Below are 19,652 nucleotides of genomic sequence, written 5' to 3'. Positions count from 1 at the left end.
TCCTGTCTCTAGTGTAGACTGTTAATAGCCTGTTAAACACCAGCAAATAAAAGGGTTATCATTTTACCAGTGAAATAATCTTTGCCGGTGATACCGCCGGCCACAGTCCCCCTTGCATCGCGCTGAATCCCAAAGGTAATACCCGCGTCAGCATCTCTTGTGTATCAATACCGCTAATGATGATTGATTCGCAGCAGGGAGATAATTGCGCCAGAATAGCCCGCATAAACGGCTCAAACGAAATATGTGTAATCCGTTGTTGAACAAAGTTTTTATCCAGCACGACCCGTTTAAAAAGACCATCAAAAATTGCCCGCGTGGATATGCCCCCGGCACCGTAGTTTGTCAGTATTAATGGGAATCGCGCAGCCAGAGCCGCCAGTGTGGGATTTTCTTTGCCACTGTTTAACTCTGGATAACTTTCATTAATCGTCAGTTCAATAAATGAAAATCGTTCAACACGTGAAGCATATTCAGCGTCTGATAATAAAGTATTAGCGACCGCTGGCGTTAAATTAATCCAGGCCGGAATTTTGCGTTGAATAAAAAAGTGTTGGCACGTTTCGATTAATTCCAGCTTCTCGGCAAATAAGCGGCATTGCTCTTCGTCTGACATCCGGGGCATAACCAGCTCTGTTGGCATGCGTACGTTACCATCCGGGCTGACAAAGTTTGTAACAATATCGACGTACTCAAGGTCACCTTTTTCACTTCGTGCAGGAAGAAAAGAGAACTCTGAATGATAAAGATAATCCAGTGAAACAATCATTGTGCCAGCCCCTCTGCATGGGTGTAATCCGGCATCCTGTAGCAAAGGATGGAAAAATACGTTGCTGCTGATACAAATAGAGGCCCTTTCATTTTTCCCTTTTTAGCCAGTAAATCGAATCCTTTTTTTTTAGCTTATCCTGATTATAAACGAATATCCAGCCTTGCACTTTTTAATATCTCGGAATAAATCATATTTTTAGCAAGATACGCTCTTAATGTTCAGGGTTATAGACCAACAAACAGCAGAAGTGAAAGTTGACATTTAAAATGTGGATGACGAGAAAGCTGCGAGCCAATCCCGTCACCCGTAATGATTAAATTCGGCGCGCCTGCCAAAAGTTTTTACGCCAGTAGACGTTATCCAGCGAAGAACGCATCACTCCACGACTGGTTGAAGCATGGATAAATTGATTATTGGTATCGTAAATTCCGACATGCAGACCACTTTCACCGGAACCCGTTTTAAAGAAAACCAGATCACCGGGTAGCAAATCATCTTTATCGATCTCAGTACCAATCTTTGATTGAGTACGCGTGTCGCGCGGTAATTGCAGATCGAATTGGTCACGCATTGTCATCAACACAAATCCCGAACAATCCACCCCGCTACGGCTCATGCCGCCATAGCGATAGGGAGTACCATGCCAGGTTTGCAACTGATCGTTAAGACCCGCGATAACGGCGATAGAGTCTGACAGTCGGGCATTCGGCGCAGGAGCACGATGGCTGCTGCACCCCGCCAAAAACAATGCTGTGATGAAAAGGAGCCAAAAGCGCATTCAGGACGAATCCTCTGATTTTTATTTTTGTGTCAATTTAGCGTGGAAATTATGTGATTTTCAAGAACCCATTTAACTTAAGTGGTTGATATGAGCATTCTGTGGCCTTCAATATCCAGGCGACGGAAATTTACACCGTAGGCCAACGACAGATTGGCTGGCGTCAGCACCCCATCACGCGCACCGCTCGCCAGTAGCTTTCCGCGCTTGAGCAACCACACCTTGTGCGCATGGCGTAACGTATGGTTAAGATCATGACTGCTCATCACAATGGCGATTCCCTGCAGACACAGCTGGCTCAACAATCTGTCCAGCGCGTTTTGTTGCGCCACGTCCAGACTATTCATCGGCTCATCCAGCAACAAAAGCTGCCCATGCGGATTAGACTGCGGACTCATTTGCAGGATGACGGCCGCCAAACGCACACGTTGCCATTCCCCCCCTGAAAGCTGATTAACACCACGTCCTAGTTTATCTCTCAGCCCAAGCGCATCAGCCACCTCCTGCAGCAGGTCTGTTCGCGCTTTATCAGGCTGATGTAGCGTCAGAAAATGCCAGACCGGCATCGCAAATGGCGGATTTTGCTGTTGCGCAAGATAAGCCCGATATTGCGCCAGCTTCGCTGCCGGCCAGTCACCGAGCGGTGTATCACCAAAGGTGATGCTCCCCTCGCCGGTGGTCAGTCCCGCCATTCGCGCCAATAACGTACTTTTCCCCGCGCCGTTGGGGCCCACTAAATGCAGGATCTCTCCTGCTTTAATTTCACCAGATAGCGGGCCGAGTCGGGTCGATTCCGCAACATCCTGTAGCAGCATTAATCGGGACATTAGTTGGCCAATGCAGTCTTTATAGCATGTACAAGAATCGGGTTCTCAGGCGTCATATCAGGTGAATAACGCTTCAGCACCTGTCCATCCCTACCGACCAAGAACTTCTCGAAGTTCCACAGAATATCGTCCGGGTAGAGCGGAGCCCGGCCTTTACTCGCCATACGCGCATAAAATCCGCTATCTGCAGGTGCAACCGCAGTAGGTGCCGCATCAATCAGCTTCTGATACAACGGATGGCGGGCTTCGCCATTGACATCAATCTTACTGAACATCGGGAAGGTAACGCCCCAGGTTGTGCTGCAATACGTCTTAATCTCGTCTTCACTGCCAGGCTCCTGCCCCAGAAACTGGTTGCAGGGGAATCCCAGAACGGTGAACCCCTGCCCATGCCAGGCTTTCTGCAGGTTTTCCAGTTGCTCATACTGCGGCGTTAACCCACATTTTGAGGCTACGTTGACAATTAACAGTACATTTCCGGCATACGCCTGCAATGAGGTCGCCTCGCCGTCGATGGTTGTCACTTCCGTATTAAAAAGCGTGTTTTGCATAGCATCTCCAGAACAACAGGTGAATAGTGGAATGACCCTGTTCAGCTTTTAAGCATAGACCGAACCTGCACTTTCTAGCGCGCAGCTTTTAACAATAACCAGATAAATACCGGTGCGCCCATCGTGGCCGTCACCACGCCAATGGGTAATTCAGCCGATGCCAGTACCAGACGTGCGACGACATCAGCAAACAGTAACGCAATTGCCCCCGCCAACGCACACCCGGGGAGTAAAACGCGGTGATCGGTTAATCCACACAGTCGCAGAATATGGGGGATTACCAGCCCGATAAAACCAATTGCCCCTGCCAGCGCAACACTTACGCCAACCATCCATCCTGTGGCAACCACCAGCAGATTGCGCCAGAACCATAAGGGCAGCCCCAGTTGGCGCGCGGAGGTTTCCCCCAGCGCCAGCATATTCATCGGCTGTGACTGGCAACAAATCCACAGCAATACGGGGAGCAACGCGACCATGAGCCAGGCCTGATGCCAGTCTACGCCACTGAAGCCCCCCATCATCCAGTACATCAACTGTCGAAGATCAAAAGAGGAGGAAAAATAGATAGCCCAGGTCATCAGAGCGCTGCAGATAATCCCCAGCGCCACGCCGGCCAACAGCAAACGACTGGTCGATAAATGTCGACGGGCAAAACGAAGAAGAATGAGGGTGATAATCAGCGCGCCAGCAATGGCGCATAGGCCCAATGTCCAGCCGGGAAATTGCCCTTGCCCCAACAGCACAGCCGCAATTAGCCCTACCCCCGCGCCATTAGACACGCCGAGTAAGCCAGGCTCCGCGAGCGGGTTTTCAAACAGCGCCTGCATCACCGCGCCAGCCAGGGCCAGTGCGGCGCCTACCAGCAATACGGCAAGTGTACGGGGAAGTCGAATTTGCCAGACGAACAGATCGCCGCGAGCGCTAAACCAATCTCCGGGAGCAATCCACTGTTCTCCTGCGCATAAACTTATCATTGTTGCCAGCAGCATCAGCACTGACAGAAACAGTATCCAGCGCACGTTTCGTCGCTGCTGTTGATGGGCGAAAGTCAGCATGTTTTCCATTCTGCTGAAAAAAGATGGGGAGATTCTACGGTGCTGATTCAGTAGTGAAAAGGAAAAAGGCCGCAGAGCGGCCTTTTTAGTTATACGCGTCATAGTTTGCGTATCGTTAAATCACTCTTCTTTGGGCGTTGCGTTTTCAACCCGGCTTTTTAACTTCTGTCCGGGTCTGAAGGTCACCACGCGCCGTGCTGTAATGGGAATATCTTCGCCCGTTTTCGGGTTACGTCCCGGACGTTGATTCTTATCACGCAGATCGAAGTTACCAAAACCAGAGAGTTTTACCTGCTCACCATTTTCCAGAGCACGACGGATCTCTTCGAAAAACAGCTCGACCAGTTCTTTGGCATCCCGCTTGCTAAGCCCAAGCTTATCAAACAGATATTCTGACATTTCAGCTTTTGTAAGCGCCATAGGTTCAATCCCTCAATGATGCCTGGAATCGCTCTTTTAATGCCTCTACACATTTGGCGACGGTAGCGGCAATCTCCTCTTCTTCAAGTGTACGGCTGGTATCCTGAAGGATCAGGCTGATAGCGAGGCTCTTATAACCCTCCGCAACACCCTTACCGCGGTACACGTCAAACAAGTTTACGCCAACTACCTGATTTACGCCAACTTTCTTACATTCGGATAAAATATCCGCTGCGGGAACGTTTTCTGCCACAACAACAGCGATGTCACGGCGGTTCGCCGGGAAGCGAGAAACTTCACGCGCCTGAGGCACCACGCGGTCTGCGAGCTTATTCCACTCCAGTTCGAACACCAGAGTGCGACCGTTCAGATCCAGTTTACGTTCCAGTTCAGGATGAACAACCCCAATGAAACCAATACGTTCACCTTTCAGATAAATCGCTGCAGACTGCCCCGGATGCAGGGCTGGATTCGCTTCAGCTTTGAACTGGATGTCCGCCAGTTTGCCGGTCAGGTCGAGAACCGCTTCCAGATCGCCCTTCAGATCATAGAAATCAACCGTCTCTTTCGCCAGATTCCAGTGTTCATCATGACGGTTGCCGCAGATCACGCCCGCCAGCATCAGATCCTGACGGATCCCGAGGTTAGCCTGCGTATCCGGGACAAAACGCAAACCCGTTTCGAAAATACGCACACGGTTTTGCTGACGGTTTTGGTTATACACTACTGTAGACAGCAAGCCGGTCCACAGAGACAGACGCATTGCTGACATATCGATAGAGATTGGGCTTGGCAGCAGCAGCGCTTCTTCACCTGGATGCAGCAGCGACTGGACTTTAGGATCAACAAAGCTGTAGGTAATAACTTCCTGGTAGCCTTTGTCATTCAGCATGGTTTTAACACGTTTCAGCGAGAGGTCCGCTTCACGATGCTCACCCATGATAAGTCCTGCCTGAATTGGGGTATTCGGGATATTGTCATAGCCGTACACGCGGGCGACTTCTTCGACCAGGTCTTCTTCGATCTCCATATCGAAACGCCAGCTCGGTGCTACCGCTTTCCACTCATCTTGCCCTTCCGTCACATCACAACCCAGGCGACGCAGAATATCGCTCACCTGCTCATCCGCAATATGATGCCCGATCAGACGATCCAGTTTGCTACGACGCAGTGTAATAGTGGCACGCTTCGGTAACGTCGCTTCGTGCGTCACGTCAATGATTGGCCCCGCTTCGCCACCGCAGATATCAATCAGCAGGCGCGTAGCGCGTTCCATGGCTTTATGTTGCAGAGCAGGATCGACACCACGCTCATAACGGTGAGACGCATCGGTGTGCAGACCGTGACGACGTGCGCGACCGGTAATGGACAGCGGGCTGAAGAACGCGCATTCCAGCAGGACGTTTTGCGTTTCATCATTCACACCAGAGTGCTCACCACCAAAGATCCCCCCCATGGCCAGCGCTTTGTTGTGGTCAGCAATCACCAGCGTATCCGCACTCAGTTTTGCCTCACTGCCGTCGAGCAGAACCAGGGTTTCCCCTTCTTTTGCCATACGCACGACAATTCCGCCTTCAATGCGGTCTTTGTCGAATGCGTGCATCGGCTGGCCCAGTTCGAGCAGCACATAGTTCGTCACGTCAACCACTGCATCAATGGAGCGAATACCGCACCGGCGTAGTTTCTCTTTCATCCACAGTGGCGTTGGCGCTTTCACGTTGATACCTTTCACCACGCGGCCCAAATAGCGTGGGCACGCGTCAGCAGCATCAACCTGAATAGGCAGCACATCGTTAATGGTCGCCGCTACCGGGGTGATTTCCGGTTCAACCAGCGGAGCTTTGTTCAGCACAGCCACATCGCGCGCAACACCGATAATGCCTAAGCAGTCGGCACGGTTCGGGGTGACGCTGATTTCGATAGTGTTATCGTCAAGCTTCAGATATTCACGGATATCGGTGCCAATCGGCGCATCGGCTGGCAGTTCGATAATACCGCTATGATCGTCGGAAATGCCCAGCTCGGAAAACGAGCACAGCATCCCCTCGGACGGCTCACCGCGAAGCTTAGCCGCTTTGATTTTAAAATCACCCGGCAGAACGGCACCAACGGTTGCCACAGCCACTTTCAGTCCCTGGCGGCAGTTCGGTGCACCACAGACAATATCCAGCAGACGATCGCCGCCGACATTCACTTTGGTGACGCGCAGTTTGTCAGCGTTCGGGTGCTGAGCACACTCAACCACCTCGCCCACCACAACACCGTTGAACGCGCCGGCAACGGCTTCCACACCGTCAACTTCCAGGCCCGCCATCGTAATTTGGTTTGACAGCGCATCGCTATCAATTGCTGGGTTAACCCATTCGCGTAACCACAGTTCACTGAATTTCATTGTATTACCCTGCCTTTATTTAAACTGTTTGAGGAAACGCAGATCGTTTTCGAAGAAAGAACGCAGATCGGTAACGCCATAACGCAACATGGTCAGACGCTCCATTCCCATGCCGAAGGCAAAACCAGAGTAGATTTCCGGATCGATACCGACGTTACGCAGCACGTTCGGGTGAACCATACCGCAGCCCAGTACTTCCAGCCATTTTCCGTTTTTACCCATGACGTCAACTTCTGCAGAAGGTTCAGTGAACGGGAAGTAAGAAGGACGGAAACGAACCTGCAGATCTTCTTCAAAGAAGTTACGCAGGAAATCGTGCAGCGTACCTTTCAGATTGGTGAAGTTGATATTGGTATCAACGATCAGCCCTTCCATCTGATGGAACATCGGAGTGTGCGTCTGATCGTAGTCATTACGATATACACGGCCCGGCGCAATGATGCGGATCGGCGGCTGTTTTTCTTTCATGGTGCGGATCTGCACGCCGGAGGTCTGTGTGCGCAGCAGACGCGTTGCATCAAACCAGAAAGTGTCGTGGTCAGCGCGCGCCGGGTGATGGCCTGGAATGTTCAGCGCATCGAAGTTGTGATAGTCATCTTCGATTTCCGGACCGGTCGCCACGGTAAAGCCCAGCTCACCGAAGAAACTTTCAATACGGTCGATAGTACGTGTTACCGGGTGCAGCCCACCATTTTCGATACGGCGTCCCGGCAGGGAGATATCGATAGTTTCTTCAGCCAGGCGCGCGTTCAGCGCGGCACTTTCTAATTCGGCCTTACGCGCGTTTAGCGCTTGCTGTACCTGCTCTTTGGCTTCGTTGATTACCGCACCTGCTGCCGGGCGCTCTTCTGGTGGCAGCTCGCGCAAGGTTGTCATCTGAAGGGTCAGGTGCCCTTTCTTGCCCAAATATTCGACGCGGACATTGTCTAACGCGGCAACATCTGAAGCCTGGTTAATGGCAGCCGTTGCACTGGCAACCAGCTCTGCGAGATGTGACATGGTTTTCCTCGTTATGTTGCGATATTCACTAGTCGCTCGTATATACGCAAAATCATTCAAGTTGTGTCACGGCGGCAAAAGAGCAAACCCTCAGGAACGTACATCAGTACGTGACTGGGGTGAGCGAATGCAGCCAACACAGAGACAACCTGAAGGATGACGCGTATAAAAAAAGCCTCCACCAGGGAGGCTTTTAGGCGCTGTTTTCCGTTTCTTCTTTCACGCGCAAGCCTCCTGAGTTCAGGTGCTAAAGTAAAAGAAGAAGCGGAAAATAGCAGCATTCATGCTTGCGTTACCTTGTGTGGTAAAAACCGGACAACCTTTATTGAAAAGGCTTACGAATAAATTGTCAACCAATTGATTGCACTACAAATAAAAGAGAGGGAGCCAGGCTCCCTCTTTTCACCGGCTTATGCCAGAGCTGCTTTCGCTTTTTCGACCAGAGCGGTGAACGCTACTTTGTCGAATACTGCGATGTCAGCCAGGATCTTACGGTCGATTTCAACAGAGGCTTTTTTCAGGCCGTTGATGAATTTGCTGTAAGAAATACCGTTCTGACGTGCTGCTGCGTTGATACGCGCAATCCACAGTTGACGGAACTGACGCTTTTTCTGACGACGGTCACGATAAGCGTACTGACCAGCTTTGATAACAGCCTGGAAGGCAACGCGGTATACGCGAGAACGCGCACCGTAGTAGCCTTTAGCTTGTTTCAAAATTTTCTTGTGACGTGCACGGGCAACTACACCACGTTTTACGCGAGCCATATGTGCTCTCCTGTATCTATATTCTTAGTAAAAAAATGAATTAAACGTTAACGGCTTATGCGTACGGCAGGCACGCGATAACCAGACCCAGATCGCCTTTAGACACGAGGCCTTTTGGACGCAGGTGACGTTTACGCTTAGTAGATTTTTTGGTCAGAATATGACGCAGGTTTGCGTGCTTACGCTTAAATCCACCACCACCGGTTTTTTTGAAACGCTTAGCAGCACCGCGTACGGTCTTAATTTTTGGCATTTTAATAACTTCCACTTCGCATTGTTAATAAACGAAACGTAGGCGAACAACGCCTGTGGTACCCGCAGGCTCCACAGACATTGCTACTTGAAGGCCTTACTGTTTCTTCTTAGGAGCGAGCACCATGATCATCTGACGGCCTTCGATCTTCGTTGGGAAGGATTCGACTACTGCCAGTTCACTCAGATCGTCACGGACGCGGTTGAGCACTTCCATGCCGATCTGTTGGTGGGCCATCTCACGACCGCGAAAACGCAGCGTGATCTTAGCCTTATCGCCATCTTCCAGAAAGCGTACCAGGCTGCGGAGTTTTACCTGGTAATCGCCATCGTCGGTACCAGGACGGAATTTAATTTCCTTAACCTGGATAACTTTTTGCTTTTTCTTCTGTTCCTTAGAAGACTTACTCTTTTCATAAAGGAACTTGCCGTAGTCCATAATACGACAAACTGGCGGTTCGGCGTTAGGGCTGATTTCAACTAAATCTACTCCAGCTTCTTCAGCCTTTTCGATCGCTTCTCTCAGACTCACAATACCCAAAGCTTCGCCTTCCAGACCTGTTAAGCGAACTTCCAGGGCGCGAATCTCGCCATTGATACGATTCGGACGTGCCGTTTGAACTCGTTTTCCGCCTTTAATACCTTATTCCTCCAGTTGTTGAAGACTGCGGCTGCGAATCTCTTGTTGCAGCTTCTCAATCACTTCATTTACGTCCAGGCTGCCCAAGTCTTTGCCACGACGGGTGCGCACGGCAACTTTGCCTGCTTCTACCTCTTTGTCGCCACAGACCAACATGTAAGGGACACGACGTAAAGTGTGCTCGCGGATTTTAAAGCCTATCTTCTCATTTCTCAAGTCTGCTTTTACACGAATACCCGCATTTTGTAGTTTCTGCGTTAATTCGTTAACGTATTCAGACTGAGAATCGGTGATGTTCATAACCACAACCTGAACCGGCGCAAGCCAAGTCGGGAAGAAGCCAGCGAACTCTTCAGTCAGGATACCGATGAAACGTTCCATAGACCCAAGAATTGCGCGGTGAATCATAACCGGCACCTGACGTTCGTTGTTTTCGCCAACATAAGAGGCGCTTAAACGGGACGGCAGGGAGAAGTCCAGCTGTACAGTACCGCACTGCCATGCACGATCGAGGCAGTCATACAGGGTAAATTCAATTTTCGGACCGTAGAACGCGCCCTCACCCAGTTGGAACTCAAACGGGATGTTATTTTCTTCCAACGCAACGGCCAGGTCTGCTTCAGCACGATCCCACATTTCATCGCTGCCGATACGTTTTTCGGGGCGAGTGGACAGTTTGACGACGATTTTCTCGAAGCCAAAAGTGCTGTACATATCGTAGACCATACGAATGCAGGCGTTAACTTCATCACGGATCTGCTCTTCAGTACAGAAGATATGTGCATCATCCTGGGTAAAGCCACGTACACGCATCAGACCGTGCAGCGCACCTGACGGCTCGTTACGGTGACAGCTACCAAATTCAGCCATACGCAACGGCAGATCGCGATAGGATTTCAGACCCTGGTTAAAGATCTGCACGTGGCCTGGGCAGTTCATGGGCTTAATGCAGTACTCACGGTTCTCAGAGGAGGTCGTGAACATTGCATCTTTGTAGTTGTCCCAGTGACCTGTTTTTTCCCACAGCACGCGGTCCATCATGAACGGACCTTTAACTTCCTGATACTGATATTCTTTCAGTTTCGAGCGAACAAAAACTTCCAACTCGCGGAAGATAGTCCAGCCATCGTTATGCCAGAACACCATACCCGGTGCTTCTTCCTGCATATGATACAGGTCAAGCTGCTTACCGATTTTACGGTGGTCACGTTTGGCCGCTTCTTCCAGGCGTTGCAGGTAGGCATTCAGGGCTTTTTTATCTGCCCATGCAGTACCATAAATACGCTGCAGCATCTTATTATTGCTGTCGCCACGCCAGTATGCCCCTGCGGTCTTCATCAGTTTGAAGTGATGGCAGAAACGCATGTTCGGCACGTGCGGACCACGGCACATATCGACATATTCTTCATGATGGTACAGGCCAGGTTTGTCATCATGGGCAATGTTTTCATCAAGAATAGAGACTTTATAGGTCTCGCCACGCTTCACGAAGGTTTCGCGCGCTTCGTACCAGCTGACTTTCTTCTTAATGACATCGTAGTTTTTCTCAGCGAGCTCGTGCATCCGCTTCTCGAGCGCGTCGACATCTTCCTGGGTTAACGTACGGTCAAGATCGATATCGTAGTAAAAACCGTTGTCAACAACCGGTCCGATCGCCATTTTGGTGTTCGGCCAAAGTTGTTTGATCGCATGCCCTAACAGGTGCGCACAAGAGTGACGAATGATCTCCAGACCTTCTTCATCCTTCGCGGTGATGATGGAGAGTTTCGCATCATGTTCAATCAGATCGGAAGCATCGACCAGCTCACCGTTAACACGGCCAGCAATAGTCGCTTTCGCCAGACCTGGACCGATGTCCAGCGCAACATCCATGGGGCTTACAGCGTGGTCGTAATGGCGTTGACTGCCATCAGGAAGAGTAATAACAGGCATGTTATATCCTTATTTGCAGTGGTGCCCCACACGTAAGAGCACATACAAAGATTCAATATTTAAAATTATCAAAAAGGTCTGGGCTGATTCCCGCTTCACTCTGCGAAATATGTCACTGGTTGCCTGAATGGCTACACTGGACCTACACCCGCTTTTTGATAACACCGTTTGACAGTGTACACGGCATTAGGATGCGATCAAAGCAACAATCAACGTGCACTCTATGATGTAAATCAATTCACTGACACCCTGACGTCTTTGTTACACTTGTAGAAAGTCATTTCACCGGAGCAGGAAAAAACAATGCCAACAAACCGCTTTGCGAAGAAACACTGGAAGATGGTGGTGATCCTGCTGGTTATTTGTGCGGCAATGCTGATGCTGCGTTGGGCAGCGATGATCTGGGGTTAAAATACTGGCCGCTTTTCTGGTTCCGTTGTATTTATCAATTATATCGAATTCGTCTGAAAAATAGCGCGTTATCGATAAGCATTAAAAATAAAACACAGATTAACCATTAAATAAACTTAACGTTAATAGATAAAAGCCGGGCCAATTATTTGACCCGGTTTGTCATTACATCCGATAGCCGAGTGAAACAGTCGTACGACGATCGGTATGCTCCGGCGCGGTTGCCGGCGGTTCGGAGTTCCAGGTCACGTTGTACGCAACCTTCAATCCAAAGTGTTCGTTGATAGCAACATTCAAAGCCGTTTCAGAATTCAGCGTTGTATCATCGGCACCAAATACCGACACACCCTGCGTAAACTTAGTGTTGTCCGTCATCTGCCACACATAAGCCCCGGACGCATAACCTAACGGTTGCGTTTCAGTGGTGCCATCAGTGTGCTCGTCATAACGTACACCAGGACCGAATTCAAAGCGGAAACTGTGCACCGGTCCATTAAGAAACTGGCGACCATAACCGGCCGTTAGCACGTCACGCTCACGGTATCCGTTATAACGGTCTGTTAACCAACTGGCCTGACCAAAGAGATAGTCAAAGTCAGTCATGTTGTAACGACTACGACCACCTACAGCATATTTCTCAGATGAACGCTCATCATTTGAGGAAGTGTTGCTGGCATTTCCCCACAGAGACCACGCCGTGGATTGACCATACCAGGTCATGGTGGTGTCGGCGGTTAAAGAAGAACTTTTTGTGTTGCCTGACTGGGCAAGGTATCCCGCGTTCAGATTACCTTCAAAGGGTTTTTTCGCGCTGGAAGGGTCATCCATGACAGTAAAAACGGAATCATCGGCGGCGGCATGCATTGACGCAAACACGCACCCCGTCAGCAATACTGCTGCGGGCACTGTCTTCAAAAGCTTCATTTATAAAGAGTCCGTACAACAAAAAAAGAGACCATAACGGTCTCGGAAACTTTCATATGGATCAACGACAAAAGACCCTTGAAAGGTAACAAATTATAAAAAGACTCGAATAACATAGCAATAAATTCTTATTTCATTTTTTGAATAAGAGCGTTCCTAATCCTTTATTTTATTTATATATCTTTGGCACGAGAATTTTAAATAAAGCTGCGAGAAATCATGTTGTTAATTACTTCACTTTCGTGGCGTTAAGTGCCAGACTGGGATCAGCCTAACAGGAGGTAAAGATGGTACGTATCTATACGTTAACACTTGCGCCCTCTCTCGATAGCGCAACAATCACCCCACAAATCTACCCCGAAGGTAAACTTCGCTGTACCTCACCGGTTTTTGAACCTGGCGGCGGAGGCATCAACGTCGCCCGTGCCATTGCACATCTTGGCGGAACTGCAACGGCCATCTTTCCGGTCGGTGGTGCGACCGGCGAGCACTTAGTTTCTTTACTTGCTGACGAAAATGTTCCCGTCTCGACTATCGAGGCCAAAGACTGGACCCGACAAAATCTCCATGTCCACGTCGAATCCAGCGGCGAGCAGTATCGTTTTGTCATGCCCGGTGCCGCGCTGACTGATGACGAATTCAACCAACTGCAGGATCAGGTACTGGAAATTGAATCGGGTGCGATACTGGTCATTAGCGGCAGTTTGCCGCCCGGTGTGCAAATAGAAAAATTGACACGGCTCATCACCACCGCACAAAAACAGGGCATTCGCTGCATTGTCGATAGTTCTGGCGAAGCGCTGACGGCGGCATTAGCCATCGGCGGTATCGAACTGGTAAAACCCAACCTCAAAGAATTGAGTGCGCTGGTGAAACGCGAACTCACACAGCCTGATGACGTCCGCAAAGCGGCACAGGAGATTGTACAAAGCGGCAAAGCGCTTCGCGTTGTGGTCTCTCTTGGACCACAAGGGGCATTGGCCGTCAATCAAGAAACGTGCGTCCAGGTCGTCCCTCCGCCGGTAAAAAGCCAAAGTACCGTTGGCGCAGGCGACAGTATGGTCGGCGCAATGACGTTGAAACTGGCAGAAAATGCCCCGTTCGAAGAGATTGTGCGTTTTGGCGTCGCTGCGGGTAGCGCAGCAACGCTGAATCAGGGTACGCGGCTGTGCGCGTTGGACGATACGCAAAAAATATATTCGTATCTTGCCCGATGATGACACCATCCCCCTTAGCAGGCATAAGGGGGATTTACCCACAAAACTGTCGGCATGCGTATTATGCGTCTATGATAAAAAATCACGTGATTACAAAGAAGTGAATCATGTTAAACCGAAAGTCGCAATGTCTCAGGGAGGTGTGGAAGAACGACATACAATAAGTGCCTTTCCAGCGATGACGCGTCCATGGTGTGCGTCAGTTCGTGTTTTTTTACCGCATTCTTGCGCTAACCTTATGATCTGGCAGACAACATGGGGAGAGACATCATGTGGCAGGCTATCAGTCGTCTTTTAAGCGAGCAATTAGGTGAAGGCGAAATCGAACTGCGTAATGAACTGCCCGGCGGAGAGATTCACGCCGCATGGCATTTACGCTATGCGGGGCGCGATTTTTTCGTCAAATGTGATGAAAGAGAGCTGTTGTCTGGCTTTGCGGCGGAGGCAGACCAGTTAGAACTGCTTTCCCGGAGCCAAACCGTCTCTATCCCCAAAGTCTGGGCAGTGGGTGCAGACAGAGACTACAGTTTTCTGGTCATGGACTTTCTCCCTCCCCGCCCGCTTGATGCCCACAACGCGTTTATTCTCGGGCAACAACTTGCACATTTGCATGAATGGAGCGATCAGCCACAGTTCGGCCTCGACTTCGATAATGCGCTCTCCACTACGCCACAACCCAATGCCTGGCAGCGTCGCTGGTCAACCTTCTTCGCCGAGCAACGTATCGGCTGGCAACTGGAACTTGCGGCGGAAAAAGGAATCGCGTTTGGCAATATTGACGCCATTGTCGATCATGTTCAGCAACGGCTCTCCTCCCATCAGCCACAGCCTTCTCTCCTGCACGGCGATTTGTGGTCGGCAAACTGTGCACTTGGACCGGATGGCCCCTACATCTTTGACCCGGCCTGTTACTGGGGTGACAGAGAGTGCGATCTGGCAATGTTGCCGTTACATACCGATCAGCCACCGCAGATTTATGACGGTTATCAGTCTGTCTCGCCGTTACCACTAGATTTTCTCGACAGGCAGCCTGTCTACCAGCTCTATACGCTGCTGAATCGAGCAATTCTGTTTGGGGGGCAGCATTTGGTTGTGGCGCAGAAGGCGCTGGACAGATTACTGGCGGCTTAGCACGCTTATCAGGCCTGACGTTTTACAATGCGACAGGCCTGATCGTGCAGCACTTACAAAAAGCCCAACAATGAAAAGAAGAAGTAGCCGATCACGATAACGATCACCGGCAAAATATAGAGCGGGAAAATTTGTAAAAAGATCGTATGGTGCGGAACCACGATACGTGACTCAAGCTGCTCGCGCGTTAACCCCTCACTGCCTTTTGCCTGTTCCAGAATCAATTGATCCTGAACGCCCTCGCGTAAAAAACGCGCCTGGCGGCTCATTCTGGCGCCTGAATCCTGCAGCGCCAGACCGATAAAAATCAGAATAAAAATCAACCAAAAAACAAGATTCAGTCCAGTCTGAAAATCCGGTGTCGGCGAGTTATACCAAAACAGGTTAAGAAACGGCGTATTCACCCGCATCATGTCGATCATCACGTGGGCAAAATCGAGCATTACCGCATTAATCCCTTCCTGCTTTTCGCTGTGCGCGTACATAAACTTCAGTACTGAAACCAGTGTTGAAATCAGCGTCGGGATGAAAATCACCCATCCCAGCAACCTTTTCAAGACAGCAATGCGTCCAGCTTGTTGATACGTCATGAGTTCCCCTTGATAAAGACGTGTCATTTTGGCCTGAGTTTACCCGTTGATAACCGTTTTCGCCTGATCTTTAAAGGCTGTATACTGTTGAATTAGCCATAATGAACGCTCAGAGCCTGTACAGACTGGCTCTTAATCCCTTTTATCACCGTAAAGGAGAGGTTGTAATGTCAACCCCGCGTCAAATTCTTGCTGCAATTTTCGATATGGATGGATTACTGGTTGATTCAGAACCGCTCTGGGATCAGGCCGAACTGGATGTGATAGCAAGTTTAGGCGTTGATATCTCCCGCCGCCATGAACTTCCCGATACCCTTGGCTTACGCATCGACATGGTGGTTGATTTGTGGTTTGCGCAGCAACCGTGGAGCGGTCCTTCACGTCAGGAAGTCACCGAGCACATCATCACCCGCGCAATTGCGCTGGTTGAAGAAACGAAACCTCTACTGCCAGGCGTGCGTGAAGCCGTGGCGTTGTGCAAATCTCAGGGAATCAAAGTAGGACTGGCATCCGCTTCGCCGCTGCATATGCTGGAAAAAGTGCTGACCATGTTTGATCTGCGCGATAGCTTTGACGCGCTGGCCTCGGCAGAAAAATTACCTTACAGCAAACCGCACCCGCAGGTTTACCTCGATTGTGCCCAGAAGCTGGGCATATCCCCGTTATCTTGTGTCGCACTGGAAGATTCTGTGAACGGGATGATTGCGTCGAAAGCAGCGCGAATGCGCTCAATTGTTGTCCCCGCGCATGAAAATCAGGATGATCCCCGATTTGTACTTGCCGACGTCAAACTGGCCTCGTTGACTGAGCTCACTGCCGGGCATCTGCACGGTTAATCTCCCGCCGGGCAATGACCATATTGCCCATTTCCTTGCCTTCTCAATATTTTTAAAACACAGTTTCATTTTAATTGTATTTTTATTTAACCTCTTCTATTCTTCTCCTATTGCAAGGCATTAACAGTAAAAATAGCTGAGGTGTACATGGTTCTGGACGCGTTTCGTCTTGAGGGTAAAGTCGCAATCGTCACTGGTTGTGATACCGGGCTTGGACAAGGTATGGCCCTGGCGCTGGCTGAAGCCGGATGTGACGTGGTTGGCGTAAACCGCAAAATCCCGTATGACACCGAGGGAAAAATCACCGCAGTTGGTCGGCGTTTTATGGCTATCCAGGCCGACCTCAGCCAACAGGAGGCGCTATCCAGCATAGTGACGCAAACTGTGGCGGCATTTGGTCGGATCGATATTCTGGTCAACAATGCAGGTACGATTCGTCGCCAGGACGCGCTGGATTTTAGTGAAAAAGACTGGGATGACGTAATGAATCTGAATCTCAAATCCGTTTTCTTTCTGTCGCAGGCGGTGGCGCGCCAGTTTCTGGTTCAGGGTAACGGCGGAAAAATCATTAACATTGCCTCAATGCTCTCTTTCCAGGGGGGGATCCGCGTGCCGTCCTACACCGCATCAAAAAGTGGCGTGCTTGGAATCACCCGCTTACTGGCTAATGAGTGGGCGGCTCAGGGAATTAATGTCAATGCCATCGCACCTGGTTATATGGCGACAAACAATACGCAGCAGTTGCGCGAAGACAGTACGCGTAATCAGCAAATTGTCGATCGTATTCCCGCCGGACGCTGGGGCACACCGGATGACCTGAAAGGCCCGGTCGTTTTTCTCGCCAGCGCTGCCTCTGACTATATTCATGGCTATACGCTGGCCGTAGACGGCGGTTGGTTGGCGCGTTAATCGTGCATTTGTGACAAAGGGTTACAACGTCACCTCTTCCGCCTACTGTATAAAACCCCTATACTGTATGAATTGACAGTTTATTGGGTTTTATCATGACGGCGGAAGGCCATCTCCTTTTTTCTATTGCCTGTGCAGTATTTGCCAAGAATGCCGAGCTAACGCCCATTCTTGCGCAGGGTGACTGGTGGCATATTGTTCCTTCAGCCATTCTAACGTGCCTGCTGCCGGATATTGATCATCCCAAATCCCTGCTGGGACAACGTCTGAAGTGGATATCTAAACCCATTGCCAGGGCATTTGGTCACCGCGGATTTACGCATAGCCTGCTGGCAGTTTTTGCCCTACTGACCACGTTTTACCTGAAAGTCCCTGATAGCTGGATAATCCCGGCTGATGCCTTACAAGGTATGGTTCTCGGTTATCTCAGTCACATTCTGGCCGACATGCTGACTCCGGCAGGCGTTCCCCTGCTTTGGCCCTGCCGCTGGCGTTTTCGTCTGCCCATCCTCGTGCCGCAAAAAGGCAACCAACTGGAACGGTTCCTGTGCATGGCACTGTTCGCGTGGGCAATCTGGATGCCGCAGACCGTACAAGAGAACAGCGCGGTACGCTGGTCATCGCAGATGATTAACACACTACAGATGCAGTTTAATCGTTTTATAACGCACCAGGTTGACTAATAAATCGGCCAAAATGTCATTTTAGGTATAAACAATTCCATTTGAATATAAGAGGCAAGTCACAGTTCTGCTAATCTTGCGCCAACAGAATCGCCATTGCATGGTGATACGCATAATAAGATCAGGAGAACGGGGATGAACTTTCCATTAATCGCGAACATTATCGTGTTCGTAGTACTGCTGTTCGTGCTGGCGCAAGCCCGCCACAAACAGTGGAGTCTGGCCAAAAAAGTACTGGTCGGTCTGGTCATGGGTGTGGTGTTTGGCCTCGCCCTGCATACCATTTATGGCTCCGACAGCCAGGTTCTTAAAGATTCCGTACAGTGGTTCAACATTGTCGGCAACGGTTATGTCCAGTTGCTGCAGATGATTGTCATGCCGCTGGTATTTGCGTCTATTCTCAGCGCCGTTGCGCGTCTGCACAACGCCTCTCAGTTAGGTAAAATCAGCTTCCTGACCATCGGCACGCTGCTGTTTACCACGTTGATTGCCGCACTGGTCGGGGTTCTGGTAACCAACCTGTTCGGTCTGACCGCCGAAGGCCTGGTGCAAGGTGGTGCCGAGACTGCACGTCTGAACGCTATTGAAACCAACTATGTTGGCAAAGTGGCTGACCTCAGCGTGCCGCAGCTGGTGCTGTCGTTTATCCCGAAAAACCCGTTTGCCGATCTGACCGGTGCTAACCCGACGTCGATTATCAGCGTGGTCATCTTTGCTGCATTCCTCGGCGTTGCGGCACTTAAACTGCTGAAAGATGATGCGCCGAAAGGCGAGCGCGTATTAACGGCTATCGATACCCTGCAGAGCTGGGTGATGAAGCTGGTTCGTCTGGTGATGCAGTTGACGCCGTATGGTGTTCTGGCGCTGATGACCAAAGTTGTTGCCGGTTCCAACCTGCAGGACATCATTAAGCTGGGTAGCTTCGTCGTTGCCTCATATCTCGGCCTGGGCATTATGTTCGTCGTACACGGTATCCTGCTGGGTATTAACGGCGTTAGCCCACTGAAATACTTCCGCAAAGTCTGGCCGGTACTGACTTTCGCCTTCACCAGCCGTTCCAGTGCCGCCTCTATTCCACTGAACGTTGAAGCGCAAACCCGCCGTCTGGGCGTCCCTGAGTCCATCGCCAGCTTTGCCGCCTCTTTTGGTGCAACGATTGGTCAAAACGGTTGTGCGGGTTTGTACCCGGCGATGCTGGCCGTGATGGTGGCACCAACTGTCGGCATTAACCCGCTGGACCCAATGTGGATTGCCACGCTGGTGGGTATCGTGACCGTCAGTTCCGCAGGGGTTGCGGGTGTGGGCGGCGGCGCGACTTTCGCGGCACTGATCGTACTGCCTGCCATGGGTCTGCCGGTCACACTGGTTGCTCTGTTGATCTCTGTTGAACCGCTGATTGATATGGGCCGTACCGCATTGAACGTTAGCGGTTCCATGACCGCTGGTACGCTTACCAGCCAATGGCTGAAACAGACCGATAAAACGATTCTGGACAGCGACGATCACGCCGAACTGGCGCATCGCTAACAGCCTGTCTGCGCAAAACAAAAAACCGCCGGTGAGTTA

22 protein-coding genes and 1 other annotated feature are annotated in these 19,652 nt (G+C 50.5%); of the genes, 7 read left to right on the top strand and 15 right to left on the bottom strand.

The window, feature by feature from the left end; all coding sequences use genetic code 11:
• Positions 1-58: 58 nt before the first annotated feature.
• The 13 genes from OGX91_RS03190 to thrS form a co-directional block, all read right to left on the bottom strand.
• Positions 59-769, bottom strand: coding sequence for an EAL domain-containing protein (locus tag OGX91_RS03190; protein WP_005120306.1), 711 nt, complete (start codon positions 767-769; stop codon positions 59-61).
• A gap of 316 nt (positions 770-1,085) precedes the next feature.
• Positions 1,086-1,550, bottom strand: a complete 465-nt coding sequence (locus OGX91_RS03185; protein WP_005120307.1) for an NlpC/P60 family protein — start codon at positions 1,548-1,550, stop codon at positions 1,086-1,088.
• A gap of 77 nt (positions 1,551-1,627) precedes the next feature.
• Entirely contained in the window at positions 1,628-2,377 is a 750-nt protein-coding gene (gene btuD, locus OGX91_RS03180) for a vitamin B12 ABC transporter ATP-binding protein BtuD (protein ID WP_040233705.1), read from the bottom strand.
• A complete protein-coding gene (locus tag OGX91_RS03175) occupies positions 2,377-2,928 on the bottom strand; it encodes a glutathione peroxidase (RefSeq protein WP_286625420.1) in 552 nt (183 codons plus the stop codon). The genes btuD and OGX91_RS03175 overlap by 1 nt, the downstream gene beginning before the upstream one ends.
• A 74-nt stretch (positions 2,929-3,002) precedes the next feature.
• Positions 3,003-3,983, bottom strand: a complete 981-nt coding sequence (gene btuC / locus OGX91_RS03170; protein ID WP_040233703.1) for a vitamin B12 ABC transporter permease BtuC — start codon at positions 3,981-3,983, stop codon at positions 3,003-3,005.
• A 120-nt stretch (positions 3,984-4,103) separates the two neighbouring features.
• The gene (ihfA, locus tag OGX91_RS03165; RefSeq protein ID WP_003030571.1) at positions 4,104-4,403 is read right to left on the bottom strand and encodes an integration host factor subunit alpha; all 300 of its coding nucleotides are present in this window, start codon (positions 4,401-4,403) and stop codon (positions 4,104-4,106) included.
• A 4-nt stretch (positions 4,404-4,407) separates the two neighbouring features.
• Positions 4,408-6,795 (bottom strand): phenylalanine--tRNA ligase subunit beta, encoded by a 2,388-nt coding sequence (gene pheT, locus OGX91_RS03160; RefSeq protein WP_149691622.1) that lies wholly within the window; start codon positions 6,793-6,795, stop codon positions 4,408-4,410.
• A gap of 15 nt (positions 6,796-6,810) precedes the next feature.
• The gene (pheS, locus tag OGX91_RS03155; protein WP_003832580.1) at positions 6,811-7,794 is read right to left on the bottom strand and encodes a phenylalanine--tRNA ligase subunit alpha; all 984 of its coding nucleotides are present in this window, start codon (positions 7,792-7,794) and stop codon (positions 6,811-6,813) included.
• Positions 7,795-7,959: 165 nt separating this feature from the next.
• Positions 7,960-8,084 (bottom strand) — a sequence feature (Phe leader region).
• The gene (gene pheM, locus OGX91_RS03150) at positions 8,035-8,079 is read right to left on the bottom strand and encodes a pheST operon leader peptide PheM (protein WP_001386830.1); all 45 of its coding nucleotides are present in this window, start codon (positions 8,077-8,079) and stop codon (positions 8,035-8,037) included. Its footprint overlaps the feature before it by 45 nt.
• 120 nt (positions 8,085-8,204) lie before the next feature.
• Positions 8,205-8,561, bottom strand: coding sequence for a 50S ribosomal protein L20 (rplT, locus tag OGX91_RS03145; RefSeq protein WP_003030578.1), 357 nt, complete (start codon positions 8,559-8,561; stop codon positions 8,205-8,207).
• Positions 8,562-8,616: 55 nt separating this feature from the next.
• Complete coding sequence (gene rpmI, locus OGX91_RS03140; RefSeq protein WP_003030583.1) at positions 8,617-8,814, bottom strand: 50S ribosomal protein L35; 198 nt, start codon at positions 8,812-8,814, stop codon at positions 8,617-8,619.
• A gap of 96 nt (positions 8,815-8,910) precedes the next feature.
• Complete coding sequence (gene infC / locus OGX91_RS03135) at positions 8,911-9,453, bottom strand: translation initiation factor IF-3 (RefSeq protein ID WP_048997935.1); 543 nt, start codon at positions 9,451-9,453, stop codon at positions 8,911-8,913.
• 3 nt (positions 9,454-9,456) lie between these two features.
• Positions 9,457-11,385, bottom strand: a complete 1,929-nt coding sequence (gene thrS / locus OGX91_RS03130; protein WP_040233697.1) for a threonine--tRNA ligase — start codon at positions 11,383-11,385, stop codon at positions 9,457-9,459.
• A gap of 303 nt (positions 11,386-11,688) precedes the next feature.
• Here thrS and yniD point away from each other — a divergent pair, with 303 nt between their 5' ends.
• Positions 11,689-11,796: a small membrane protein YniD gene (yniD, locus tag OGX91_RS03125; RefSeq protein WP_003030590.1), complete on the top strand. Its 108-nt coding sequence runs from the start codon at positions 11,689-11,691 to the stop codon at positions 11,794-11,796.
• Positions 11,797-11,961: 165 nt separating this feature from the next.
• On the opposite strand, the gene OGX91_RS03120 is transcribed toward yniD, so the two are convergent.
• A complete protein-coding gene (locus tag OGX91_RS03120) occupies positions 11,962-12,720 on the bottom strand; it encodes a DUF481 domain-containing protein (RefSeq protein ID WP_040233694.1) in 759 nt (252 codons plus the stop codon).
• A 287-nt stretch (positions 12,721-13,007) separates the two neighbouring features.
• Between OGX91_RS03120 and pfkB the strand changes: the two genes are divergently transcribed.
• Both pfkB and OGX91_RS03110 read left to right on the top strand, forming a co-directional pair.
• Positions 13,008-13,937 carry a 6-phosphofructokinase II gene (gene pfkB, locus OGX91_RS03115; RefSeq protein WP_005120326.1) on the top strand — a complete coding sequence of 310 codons (930 nt, stop codon included), beginning with the start codon at positions 13,008-13,010 and terminating at the stop codon, positions 13,935-13,937.
• Between the two features lie 270 nt (positions 13,938-14,207).
• Positions 14,208-15,068: a fructosamine kinase family protein gene (locus OGX91_RS03110; RefSeq protein ID WP_286625414.1), complete on the top strand. Its 861-nt coding sequence runs from the start codon at positions 14,208-14,210 to the stop codon at positions 15,066-15,068.
• A gap of 53 nt (positions 15,069-15,121) precedes the next feature.
• On the opposite strand, the gene OGX91_RS03105 is transcribed toward OGX91_RS03110, so the two are convergent.
• Positions 15,122-15,658, bottom strand: coding sequence for a YniB family protein (locus tag OGX91_RS03105; RefSeq protein WP_149691625.1), 537 nt, complete (start codon positions 15,656-15,658; stop codon positions 15,122-15,124).
• A 167-nt stretch (positions 15,659-15,825) separates the two neighbouring features.
• Here OGX91_RS03105 and hxpB point away from each other — a divergent pair, with 167 nt between their 5' ends.
• From hxpB to tcyP, 4 genes are all read left to right on the top strand, one after another.
• Positions 15,826-16,494, top strand: coding sequence for a hexitol phosphatase HxpB (gene hxpB, locus OGX91_RS03100; protein ID WP_005120788.1), 669 nt, complete (start codon positions 15,826-15,828; stop codon positions 16,492-16,494).
• A 147-nt stretch (positions 16,495-16,641) separates the two neighbouring features.
• Positions 16,642-17,403, top strand: coding sequence for a 2-dehydro-3-deoxy-D-gluconate 5-dehydrogenase KduD (gene kduD / locus OGX91_RS03095; protein ID WP_040233686.1), 762 nt, complete (start codon positions 16,642-16,644; stop codon positions 17,401-17,403).
• An 83-nt stretch (positions 17,404-17,486) separates the two neighbouring features.
• A complete protein-coding gene (locus OGX91_RS03090; RefSeq protein ID WP_137378466.1) occupies positions 17,487-18,086 on the top strand; it encodes a metal-dependent hydrolase in 600 nt (199 codons plus the stop codon).
• A 135-nt stretch (positions 18,087-18,221) separates the two neighbouring features.
• Positions 18,222-19,613 (top strand): cystine/sulfocysteine:cation symporter, encoded by a 1,392-nt coding sequence (gene tcyP / locus OGX91_RS03085; RefSeq protein ID WP_005120792.1) that lies wholly within the window; start codon positions 18,222-18,224, stop codon positions 19,611-19,613.
• Positions 19,614-19,652: the final 39 nt, after the last annotated feature.

This window comes from Citrobacter sp. Cpa228 (assembly GCF_030333085.1).
Lineage (GTDB): Bacteria > Pseudomonadota > Gammaproteobacteria > Enterobacterales > Enterobacteriaceae > Citrobacter > Citrobacter pasteurii.
This window is presented reverse-complemented; position numbering and strand designations above follow the sequence as displayed.